Source organism: Rhodococcus sp. 14C212, assembly GCF_011058195.1.
Lineage (GTDB): Bacteria > Actinomycetota > Actinomycetes > Mycobacteriales > Mycobacteriaceae > Rhodococcus > Rhodococcus aetherivorans.
The window spans coordinates 1-11,778 of the sequence record NZ_JAALEH010000127.1 but is presented as its reverse complement, the minus strand read 5'-3'; the positions used below and the strand labels follow the sequence as shown (position 1 = coordinate 11,778).

General features: G+C 72.0%; 6 protein-coding genes and 1 pseudogene. 5 read left to right on the top strand and 2 right to left on the bottom strand.

Going from position 1 to position 11,778, the window contains the following annotated elements:
- Positions 1 to 77 precede the first annotated feature (77 nt).
- Both G6038_RS28365 and map read right to left on the bottom strand, forming a co-directional pair.
- On the bottom strand, positions 78 to 2,852 hold the full coding sequence (locus G6038_RS28365) for an FAD-binding and (Fe-S)-binding domain-containing protein (protein ID WP_165041929.1): 2,775 nt from the start codon (positions 2,850 to 2,852) through the stop codon (positions 78 to 80).
- 72 nt (positions 2,853 to 2,924) lie between these two features.
- Complete coding sequence (gene map / locus G6038_RS28360; protein ID WP_165041927.1) at positions 2,925 to 3,692, bottom strand: type I methionyl aminopeptidase; 768 nt, start codon at positions 3,690 to 3,692, stop codon at positions 2,925 to 2,927.
- A 39-nt stretch (positions 3,693 to 3,731) separates the two neighbouring features.
- Between map and G6038_RS28355 the strand changes: the two genes are divergently transcribed.
- The 5 genes and pseudogenes from G6038_RS28355 to G6038_RS31030 form a co-directional block, all read left to right on the top strand.
- A complete protein-coding gene (locus G6038_RS28355) occupies positions 3,732 to 4,001 on the top strand; it encodes a helix-turn-helix transcriptional regulator (protein ID WP_165041925.1) in 270 nt (89 codons plus the stop codon).
- Positions 4,002 to 4,109: 108 nt separating this feature from the next.
- A complete protein-coding gene (locus G6038_RS28350; RefSeq protein WP_165041923.1) occupies positions 4,110 to 7,361 on the top strand; it encodes an arabinosyltransferase domain-containing protein in 3,252 nt (1,083 codons plus the stop codon).
- A 61-nt stretch (positions 7,362 to 7,422) separates the two neighbouring features.
- Positions 7,423 to 10,734, top strand: a complete 3,312-nt coding sequence (locus G6038_RS28345) for an arabinosyltransferase domain-containing protein (RefSeq protein ID WP_165041921.1) — start codon at positions 7,423 to 7,425, stop codon at positions 10,732 to 10,734.
- Between the two features lie 222 nt (positions 10,735 to 10,956).
- Positions 10,957 to 11,391, top strand: a complete 435-nt coding sequence (locus G6038_RS28340; RefSeq protein ID WP_165041919.1) for a hypothetical protein — start codon at positions 10,957 to 10,959, stop codon at positions 11,389 to 11,391.
- A gap of 165 nt (positions 11,392 to 11,556) precedes the next feature.
- A pseudogene (locus G6038_RS31030) lies at positions 11,557 to 11,778 on the top strand (hypothetical protein); the annotation flags it as partial.

Below are 11,778 nucleotides of genomic sequence, written 5' to 3'. Positions count from 1 at the left end.
CCCCGGGCCCACCCGCGTCCCGGACACCCACGACGATCGAGGTGGGTAGAGGTACGGAATCTCTGTGGATCGTCGGCTCACAGCCTGGACGCGAGCAGCTGCGCGAGGTGTACCCCTTGCCGGTCGGTGAGGTCGGCGATCTGGGTGCGGCAGGAGTAGCCGTCGGCGAGCACGACGTCGTCCGGGCCCGCGGCGGCGAGCGCGGGCAGCAACTGGTGCCCGGCGACGGCGACGGAGACGTCGTAGTGCCCGGGCACCACCCCGAAGTTGCCGGCGAGACCGCAGCATCCGCCGAGCCGGGTGACCGTCGCGCCGGCCCGGCGCAGCAGCGCCGCGTCGGCGCCCCACCCCATCACGGCATGGTGGTGGCAGTGCGGTTGGGCCACCACCGACGTCCCGGACAGCGACGGCGGCTCCCAGTCGCCGAGCAGCTCGGCCAGCGTCACCGTCGACTCGGCGACGACGCGCGCGGGCTCGAACCCGAGCAGCTCGACGGCGTCGGAGCGCAGGACCGCGGTGCACGACGGTTCGAGCCCCACGATCGGCATGCCGGCGGGGAACAGAGCGGAGAGGGTGCGGCCCAAGATCTTCCGGGCGGCATCCAGCTGACCGGTGGTGATCCACGTCAGTCCGCAGCACTGTTGCCGGTCGGTCACGCACACCCGTCGGCCTGCGGCCTCGAGCACCCGCACCGCGGCGATCGCCACCTCCGGGGTGAAGTACTCGGTGAAGGTGTCGACGAACAGCAGGACGGGCTCGCCGTCCGTGCGACGCTCGGCGGCCGTGTCTGCGAACCAGCGCCGGAACGTGCGCGGCGCGAACTCGGGCACGCGGCGGCGCCGGTCCACTCCGGCGAGGGTCAGCCCGGCGGCCGCCACCCCCGGCACCTTGCCCAGCGCGTTCACGGCGCGCGGCGCCCGGCTCGCCAGCGCCGCCCAGCGCGGCAGCCGTCCGAGGGTGTAGTGCGCGACGGGCCGCACGCGACCTCGGTAACTTTGGTGCAGCACTTCGGATTTGAAGGTGGCCATGTCCACACCGGTCGGACAGTCGGAGGCGCAGCCCTTGCACGCCAGGCACAGCTCGAGCGCCTCGTGCACCTCCGGTGAGCGCCAGGACCCGGTGACGAGAGTGCCGTTGAGCATCTCCTGCAGGACCCGGGCCCGGCCGCGGGTGGAATCCTTCTCCTCCCGCGTCGCCAGGTACGACGGGCACATCACCCCGCCGAGGCCGGCGGTGTCGGCGCGGCATTTGCCGACGCCGGTGCAGCGGTGCACGGCCTGCGTGAAGTCGCCGCCGTCGCCGGTGTACCGGAATGCCAGGCCGCCCTGGACCCGTTGCGCAGCCGGGACTCTGAGGTCCCGATCCGAGGGGACGGGATCGACGAGCACGCCGGGATTGAGCAGGCCCTCGGGGTCGAACACCGCCTTGACCGCCCCGAACAGCCGCAGCGCGGTCGGCGAGTACATCAGGGGCAGCAGTTCGCTGCGCGCCCGGCCGTCGCCGTGCTCGCCGGACATCGAGCCTCCGAACGAGGCCACGAGTTCGCCTGCCGCGAAGAGGAATTCGCGGAATATGCCGGGGATCTCGAGCGGCACGTCGAGGCGGATGTGGAGGCAGCCGTCGGCGAAGTGCCCGTACGGATAGCCGGTGACGCCGTAGCGGGTCAGCAGCAACTCGAACTCGCGCAGGTACTCCCCTACCCGCTCCGGCGGGACTGCGGCATCCTCCCAGCCGGAGTGGGCGGGCAACCCGGCGGGGCTGCGCCCGGACAGCCCGGCGCCGTCCTCCCGGATCCGCCACAGTTGCGCGGCTTTCCCCGGATCGGTCACGACCAGCGAATCCACCGCCGAGACGGCGTGTTCGAGAGACTTCGCCCGGGCAAGCACCTCGCCGGCGTCGTCGCCGGACAGTTCGACGAACAGCCACGCCGCCCCGCGCGGCAGCGGCGGCACCGCCGCCGGGCCGCGCCGCGCGCGCACCACGTCGACGATCCGCGAGTCGAGTCCCTCGCACGCGGTCGGGGTGAAGCCGAGCAGCGCGTGCGCGGCGTCGCCGGCCGTCGCGATGTCGGGGTAGCCGAGGGCCACCAGGACGCGCACCGCGGGATCGGCGACGAGCCGCACCGTCGCCTCGGTGACGACGCCGAGCGTGCCCTCGCTGCCGACGAGGAAACGCAGGACGTCGAACCCGTTCTCCGGCAACAGGTGTTCGAGGGCGTAGCCGGACGCCTGCCGGCCGAACCGGCCGAACTCGGTGCGGATGGTGGCGAGGTGGTCGAGCACGATCCGGCGCAGCGACTCCAGGACGGGGGCGTCGTCGGGCAGCGACAGGTGCCGGCCCGCGCCGGTGAGCACCTCGAGGCCGAGGACGTTGTCGGACGTGCGACCGTAGCCGAGGGTGCGGGCACCGCAGGCGTTGTTGCCGATCATCCCGCCGACGGTGCAGCGGTTGTGGGTGGACGGGTCGGGGCCGAAGCGCAGTCCGTGCGGGGCGGCCGCGCGCTGCAGGTCGGACTGGACGACGCCGGGCTGCACCGTCGCGGTGCGGGCCTCGGGGTCGATCTGCAGGACACGGCCGAGATGACGGCTGAAGTCGAGCACGACGCCGGGGCCGACGGCGTTGCCGGCGACGGACGTTCCGCCGCCGCGCGAGGTGAGCGGAATGCCGTGCCGGCGGCACACCTCGAGCACGGTGGCGACCTCGTCGATCTCACGGGGCCGCACCACCGCCTGCGGGGGCACCCGGTAGAGGGAGGCGTCGGACGAGTACAGGGCCCGGGTGGTGGTGTCGTCGAGCACGTCGGGGAGGCCCGCGCCACGCAGGGCCTCGCCGATCGCCGTCGCCCTGGCCATAGGCCGATGCTAGTGCCTACCGGGGTCGCTTCGTCGCGGGTCGGACCGGCCCGTCCGGGGCTCGATACGTCCTCAGCGGTGGGTGAGGACGACCGGGCCGTCCTCGGTGATCGCGACGGTGTGCTCACAGTGCGCGGCCCGGCTGCCGTCGGCGGTGCGCAGCGTCCACCCGTCCGGGTCGTGCCGGTAGTCGTCGCCGCCGCCGGCGTGCAGCATCGGCTCGATGGCCAGCACCAGCCCGGGCCGCAGCCGCATCCCGCGCCCGGCCCGGCCCTCGTTGGGCACGTGCGGGTCCTCGTGCATGCGGTGGCCGATGCCGTGGCCACCGTGGTCGGCGAGCATGCCGTAGCCGCGGGAGCGGACGTATCCGCCGATCGCCGCGCCGATGTCGCCGAGGCGGTTGCCCGGCACGGCCGCGGCGATGCCGCGCGCGAGGGCCTCCTCCGTCGCGGCGATCAGGGCGAGGGCCTCGCGGTCGGCGGCGCCGACGGTGAAGCTCACGGCGGCGTCCCCGCACCAGCCGTCGAGCACGGCCCCGCAGTCGATGCTCACCAGATCGCCGTCACGCAGCCGGTAGCCGCCGGGAATGCCGTGGACGACGGCGTCGTCGACGCTCGCGCACACGACTCCGGGGAACGGCGACGGAGCCCACTCGGGGCGGTAGCCGAGGAACGGGGAGGTCGCGCCGGCGTCGCGGAGGACCGCGGCGGCGACGTCGTCGAGTTCCGTCAGGGAGACCCCGATCGCCGCGTGGGCCCGCACGGCGGCGAGCGCGTCCGCGACCACGGCGCCGGCGGCCCGCATCGCCTCGATCTCGCCGGGCGTCTTCAGTTCGACCATGTCGCCTCCCAATAGAAATACCGGTATTACTATACGGGCATGGTGCGCGAACCGCTGACCCCGGTCCAACTCGAGCGCGGCCGGCGGCTCGGCGAACGTCTGCGCGCGGCGCGCGGCACCGCCAGCATGGCCACGGTCGCCGGCGACGCCGGCATCTCCGTCGAGACGCTCCGGAAGATCGAGACCGGTCGCATCGCCACGCCCGCCTTCTTCACCGTCACCGCGCTCGCCCGGGTCCTCGGGCTCTCCCTCGACGACCTGGCCGGCGACCTGGCGGGCGACCCCGTCGAGCACGGGGCCGCCTCCTGACCGGAGGTGCTCACCCCCGGCTCCGCCCTCCCTCGCCTAGCATCGATCCTTGTGCCCGTCGATGTCCTTTCGCCCGAAACGCCCGCTTACGCCGATACGAAGGCCCGCGTGCGCACGGCCAGGATCGTCGCGACGGTCACCGGACTGCTCGGCATGGTGCTCGCCCTGGCCGTGCCGTTCCTGCCGGTCCGGCAGGAGGCCGCCACCGTCAGCTGGCCGCAGGGCACCGACCTGACCAACATCGAGGCTCCCCTCGTCTCCTACACCCCCCTCGAACTGCGGGCGAGCGTGCCGTGCTCGGCCTTCCCCCTGCTCGACGACGGCGGCGGCACCCTGGTCTCCACCGTGCCGCCGGGCGCCCCCGACGCCACCGAGAACGCCCTCGTGATCCGGACCGTCCCCGGCACCGACGATGGCTCCGCCACCGTGGAGGTGGTGCTGCGCAACTCGGTGGTCGTGTCGGCACCGATCGACGACGAGCACCGGTGCACGGCCGTCACCGTCGCCACCAACGCCGACCGCACCGCCGCCGAGATCGTCGGCCTCGAGCAACACGACGACGGGCACCACGTCGCGATGCTGGACGGCGATCACCGGCCGCAGATGGTCGGGGTCTACTCCGACCTGCAGGGCTCGGTAGAGGCCCTCACCTCCGGCCCGGACGCCGAGCGGCTGTCCGTCCGCGCCGCCCTCGACTCGCGGTTCACCTCCACTCCGACGCTCGTCAAGTTCGTCGCGATGGTCGCCTGCCTCCTTGCGACCCTGCTGTCGCTCGTGGCGCTGCACCGGCTCGACGGCGTCGACAACCGCCGCGCCCGCCGGGTCCTGCCCGCCCACTGGTGGCGGTTCACCGCGGTGGACGCGGTCGTCGTCGGCACGCTGCTGCTGTGGCACGTCATCGGCGCCAACACCTCCGACGACGGCTACATCCTCACCATGGCCCGCGCCTCCGACGACGCCGGCTACATGGCCAACTACTACCGATGGTTCGGCGTCCCCGAGGCCCCGTTCGGCTGGTACTACGACGTGCTCGTCCTGCTCGCGAAGGTCTCCACCGCCAGCGTGTGGATGCGGCTGCCCGCCCTGCTCGCCGCCGTCGCCTGCTGGATGGTCATCAGCCGCGAGGTCATCCCCCGGCTCGGAGTCGCCGTCCGCCGCAACCGCATCGCGCTGTGGACGGCGGGCCTGGTGTTCCTCGCCTTCTGGCTGCCCTACGACAACGGCCTGCGGCCCGAGCCCATCATCGCGCTCGGCGCCCTGCTCACCTGGTGCTCGATCGAACGCGCCGTCGCCACCGGCCGCATGCTGCCCGCCGCGATCGCCGTGCTGCTCGCCGCCTTCTCCCTCGCCGCGGGTCCCACGGGGCTCATCGCGGTCGCCGCGCTCGTCGCCGGAGCCCGGCCCGTCGTCGTCCGGCTGGTCGGTCGACGACGGCTGGTCGGGGTCGTCCCGCCCGTGGCTGCCATCCTCGCCGCGGGCACCGTCGTCCTCGTCGTCGTCTTCGCCGACCAGACCCTCGCCTCGGTGCTCGAGGCGACCCGCGTGCGTTCCGCCGTCGGACCCAACGTGCCCTGGTTCGACGAACGGCTGCGCTGGGACGCGCTGCTGACCGTCTCCCCCGACGGATCCCTCAGTCGCCGCTTCGGCGTGTTCGTCATGCTGCTGTGCCTGGTGGTGTGCGTGATGCTGATCCTGCGCAAGGGCCGCATCCCCGGTACCGCCCTCGGTCCGTCGCGCCGCATCCTCGGCATCGTCTTCGCGTCGCTGCTGCTGATGATGCTCACCCCGACCAAGTGGACCCACCACTTCGGCGTGTACGCCGGACTGGCCGGGTCCGTCGCCGCGCTCGCCGCGGTCGGCGTCGGCGCCGTCGGCATCCGCTCCGCACGCAACCGCGCCCTCTTCACCGCCGGGGTGCTGTTCGTGCTGGCGCTGGCGTTCACCGGCTCCAACGGCTGGTGGTACGTGTCCAGCTACGGGATTCCGTGGTGGGACAAGCCGCCGTCCATCTCCGGACGCGCCTTCTCCACCGCCCTGCTCGCGCTGGCCCTCGTCGCGCTGGCCGTCGCCGCGTGGTTCCACCTGCGCGAACCGTTCGCCACCCCGAAGCCCGACCGCAACGGCCGGGTCAAGGTGATCGCCTCGGCGCCGCTGACCGTCGTCGCCGCGGGTGTCGTCCTGTTCGAGGTGCTCTCGCTCGTCAAGGGCGCGGTCGCGCAGTACCCGGCGTACTCGATCGCCCGGTCGAACGCGGCCGCCCTCACCGGCAGCAGCTGCGGCCTCGCCGACGACGTTCTCGTCGAGACCGACCCCAGCGCCACCTCCCTGACCCCCCTCGACGGCGACGTCGCCGATGCGCTCGGCGCCGGCACCGCCGACGGCTTCACCCCGAACGGCGTCGCCCTCGACCTCACCGCCGACGAGGAGATCTCCACCACGGGCGGCGCCAACACCGTCGACACCGACGGGGGCGGCACCACCACCTCCACCGGCGCCGGCACCGGCGGCGGCCGCGGCACCGCCGGCATCAACGACAGCACCGTCGCGCTGCCGTTCGGCCTGGACCCCGCCCGCACCCCCGTGCTCGGCAGCTACCGCACCGGGGCACAGCAGGAAGCCGACCTCGAGTCCGGCTGGTACGCGCTGCCCGAACGCACCGACGCCACGCCGCTGCTGGTCGTCACCGCCGCCGGCCGCGTGCACTACGTCGACCCCGACGGCGTCCTCACCCCGGGCGCGGACGTGCTGCTCGAGTTCGGGCGAACCGGCGGCGGTTCGAACGTCGAGCCGCTGGCGCGCGTCGCGCCCGTCGACATCGGTCCGTCCCCCTCGTGGCGCAACCTGCGGGTGCCGAGCGACCGGATCCCCGCCGATGCCGACGCGGTCCGGCTGGTGGTGACGGACGGCAACCTGGCACCCGAGCAGTGGGTGGCCGTCACCCCGCCGCGGTTGCCGCGCCTCGAGACGCTGAACACCCTCGTCGGCTCCACGACCCCCGTCCTGCTCGACTGGTCGGTGGGTCTGGCGTTCCCCTGCCAGCGTCCGTTCGACCACCGCTACGGCGTCGCCGAGGTCCCCGAGTACCGGATCCTGCCCGACCGGGTCGGCGCCGACTCCACCAACGGCTGGCAGGACGACATCGGCGGCGGCCCGCTCGGCTGGATACCGCTGCTGCTCACCGCCGAGACCATCCCCACCTATCTGAACCACGACTGGGACCGTGACTGGGGCTCGCTGGAGCGGTACGCGCCCATCGACCCGGGCGCGACGACCGCGGAGATCGCCACCGAGGACGTCGTCCGCTGGGGCTGGTGGTCGCCCGGACCGATCCGCGACGGAGTGCCCGTAATGCGTGAATAGGGTCCTACGCCGCGGTAGGGACGGTGCGTCCACTCAGCTGGGCCCGATACCATCGACAATCGTGCCCGACGACGTGACCACAGTTCCCGCCCCCTCCGCAGCCGTAACCCGGCCGCCGGTTGCCCGGGATCTGCGGGCGCGATACCGCACCGCCCGGCTCGTCGCCACGGTGGCGGGCCTGCTCGGTGTGCTCCTCGCCGTCGCGACCCCGTTCCTGCCCGTCGAGGTCACCGAAGCCACCGTCACGTGGCCGCAGAACGGCTCGACCGCGCCGGTCGAGGTGCCGCTCATGTCGCAGGTACCGCGGCAGCTGAGTGCGACGGTGCCGTGTACCGCCGTCGCCGGCATGCCGCCGGGCGGCGGCCTCCTCCTCGCGACCGCACCGGCAAGCGGTGAGGGCGCCGCGCTCAACGCGATGTTCGTGCGAGTGGGCGCCGAGAACGTCGACGTCCTCGACCGCAACGTCGTCGTGGCCACCGCCCCGCGCAGCGACGTCGAGTCCGCCGCGTGCACCGAGATCAGCATCTTCTCCGACGTCGACCGCACCACCGCGGAGTTCGTCGGCCTCAGCGACGAGAACGGCAACCCGCGCTCCGGTGAGCTGACCGGCGACCTGCGTCCCCTCGTGGTGGGCGTGTTCAGCGACCTCGACACCACGGTGCCCGGCATGTCGGTGACCGTCGATGTCGACTCCCGGTTCTCGTCGTCGCCGACGCTGGTCAAGCTCCTCGCGATGATCCTGGCGACGCTGTCGACCGCGCTGGCGATCGCCGCGCTCGCCAAGCTCGACGGCACCGACGGCCGCGGGCACCGCCGCTTCCTGCCGTCGCACTGGTGGAAGTTCACCGGCGTCGACGCCGTCGTCGTCGGCACCCTCGTCGGCTGGCACTTCTTCGGTGCGAACACCTCCGACGACGGCTACCTGCTGACCATGGCCCGGGTCTCCGAGCACTCCGGCTACATGGCCAACTACTTCCGCTGGTTCGGCGTCCCCGAGGCTCCGTTCGGCTGGTATTACGACGTGCTCGCCGCGTTCGCCGAGGTCTCCACCGCCAGCGTCTGGATGCGGCTGCCCGCCCTGCTCGCCGGCATCACCTGCTGGATGGTGATCAGCCGCGAGGTGGTGCCACGCCTCGGTCGCGCCGTCCGGCACAACACCGTCGCCCTGTGGACCGGTGGCCTGGTGTTCCTCGCCTTCTGGCTGCCCTACAACAACGGCCTGCGCCCCGAGCCGATCGTCGCGCTCGGCGCCCTGCTGACCTGGTGCTCGATCGAACGGGCGATCGCCACCGGCCGGCTGTTGCCGGCCGCGACGGCCGTCATGATCGGCGCGTTCACCCTCGCCGCCGCCCCGACCGGCCTGATGTGTGTGGCCGCGCTGCTCGCCGGCGTCCGGCCCATGACCCGCATCGTCGTCCGCCGCCACCGTGAGGTCGGGACGCTGCCGCTGCTCGCACCGATCGCCGCCGCGGGCACCCTCGTGCTCGTCGTCGTGTTCGCCGACCAGACCCTCGCCGCCGTGCTCGAGGCCACCCGCGTGCGCACCATCATCGGCCCGAACGAGGAGTGGTGGAACGACTTCCTCCGCTACTACTACCTGTTCGTGCAGACCGTCGACGGCTCGCTCGCGCGCCGGTTCGCGTTCCTCGTCATGCTGCTGTGCCTGTTCACGTCGCTGCTGGTGCTACTGCGCCGCCGCCGCATCCCCGGCGTCGCGACCGGCCCGTCGTGGCGGCTGATCGGCATCGTCTTCGGCACGATCTTCTTCATGATGTTCAACCCCACGAAGTGGACCCACCACTTCGGGGCGTACGCGGGCATCGCGGGTTCCCTCGCCGCGCTCACCGCCGTCATCGTCTCCGCGAGCGCGCTGCGGTCGCGGCGCAACCGCACCATCTTCGTCGCCGGGCTGCTGTTCGTGCTGGCCGTGTCGTTCGCGGGCATCAACGGCTGGTGGTACGTGTCGAGCTACGGCATCCCGTGGTTCGACAAGACCGTCTCGTTCAACGGCAACCAGTCCAGCTCGCTGCTCCTGCTCCTTTTCGGGATGGCCCTCGGACTCGTCGCGTGGCAGTACCTGCGTGAGGGCTACGCGCCGCCGCAGCCCAAGCCCACGACCCGCAAGGGCCGCCGGATCCGCAAGTTCGCGGCCGCGCCCCTGACCGTCGTCGCCGGAGCGATGGTGCTCTTCGAGGTGCTGTCGCTGCTCAAGGGCGCCGTGTCGCAGTACCCGGCGTACTCGCTCGCCCGGTCCAACGTCGGCGCGCTCACAGGCCAGACGTGCGGCCTGGCGAACGACGTACTCGTCGAATCGGACCCGAACTCCGGCCGGCTCGCGCCCATCGTCGACCCGGACAACCCGCCGCTGAACGGCGACGCCCTCGCCGGCGCGGCCCCCGAGGGCTTCAGTCCCAACGGCATCCCGTCGGACCTCACCGCCGACTACGTGGAGGTCAAGCCCGGCCAGGGCAACACCGACAACCAGAGCGTCGGTCCGACGTTCGAGACCGGCGCCGGGGGCGGCACCACCGGCGGCACCGGCGCGCGCACCGTCAACGGCTCCGAGGCCAAGCTGCCCTTCGGCCTCGACCCGGCCGTCACTCCGGTGCTCGGCAGCTACCAGGAGGGGGTGCAGGAACCGGCGCTGCTCACGTCGAGCTGGTACGGGCTGCCCGAGCGCAGCGACGACGCGCCGCTCGTCGTCATCTCGGCGGCCGGCCGCATCTGGTCCGTCGACGACACCGGCGCCACCACCTACGGCCAGTCGCTGCTCGTCGAGTACGGCAGGCGCCTGCCCGACGGCACCGTCGAGCCGCAGGGTACCTACCTGCCGCGCGACATCGGACCTGCACCGTCGTGGCGGAACCTGCGGATCCCGCTGTCCGAGCTCCCCGCCGACACCGATGCCGTCCGCATCGTCGCCAACGATCCCAACCTCACCGGCGACCAGTGGCTGGCGTTCACCCCGCCGCGCGTGCCGAAGCTCGACACGCTCAATGCCGTGGTCGGCGCGGAACAGCCGGTGCTGCTCGACTGGGCGGTCGGCCTGCAGTTCCCGTGCCAGCGCCCGTTCGACCACCGCTACGGCATCGCCGAGATGCCGAACTACCGCATCCTGCCGGACCGTCCGCTGGCCGTATCCTCCACCGACACTTGGCAATCCGCGGACAACGGTGGACCCCTCGGTTTCACCGAAGCCCTCGCCCGCCCCGAGCAGATCCCCACGTACCTGAAGGACGACTGGGCCCGCGACTGGGGCTCGCTCGAGCGGTACGTGCGGTTCTACCCGGACGCGGTGCCGGCCGAGCCGCAGACCGAGGCGGTCACGCGCTCCGGCCTGTGGAATCCGGGCACGCTGCGCGTCTACGAGTAGGTCGCCCTTCTGCCGCCGACTCCCGCGTGCGGTCCTCTCGTGCTGTTTGGCCGAATGTCACATCGCTTCGCTTCTATCGACCGAATGTGACATTCGGCCAACGCGAGTCGCGCCGCCGGTAACGGCGTCCGGTTCGGGCACGATGTCACGAATGTTCGATTCTGCTCGATTGCGAACTGTTCATCGGGCTAGCGGGGGTGGGCCGGCTACGGAAGGAACTGTATGTCGAAGAAGCGTGCATTCGGGCTCGCGGCGGTTACCGTCGCGGTTCTCGGCGCCGGAGTGGCGACTGCCCCGGCAGCCGTCGCCGCTCCCGAAACCGCCACTACGCTCACGCGTGTCATCGGATCGGGCGAGTCCGGCTCGTTCGGTTACGGGGGCGCCCTGGTGAACGAAGCGGTCACGGTGCGCGTCGACCCCGACGAGCCCGGTATCAGCTGGTTCGGCGGCAGCATGTGGTGCTACTGCAAAATCTCCTGGACCAACATCACCACCGGGGCCAGCGGGACCAACGAACTCCCGTCCCGGCCGGTGCTCGGCGGAGGAATGACCGGTACACCCCGCGCCGAGACCGGCTCCGGCCGAATCGTCGCCACCGTCACCGTCCCGAACGGCTTCACGTACCTGCCGGGAGTCGGGACCTGGGTCGTCCCCTGACCGCTCGGACCGAATGTCACACCGCTTCGATCGCATCGAACCCATGTGACATTCGGTCCGTCCGTCCGAGACCGGTAGTCCACAACCACGCCGTTCATCCACAGATTTGGTCCGTCCTCCCGTTGCGCCCCTCGATCGCGGCATTTCCCGGTGATCATGGGCGTCATGAGACGCGGTACGTGGGGGGACGACGTCGAACAACTCGTCGGACTGAGTGTCAACGGCATCATCCGCACCTCGACACTGTTGGGTTGCGGGATTAACGGTAGTTTGTTGACTTTCCGACGGGTCCGAGGTAAGCCGGAAGTAGTGCTCGTGCGGTTCCTGGGGGTGTGTGATGACCCGACATCGGCCCTGCCCGGCGGCGCCCGGCCCGCTGGAGGAATA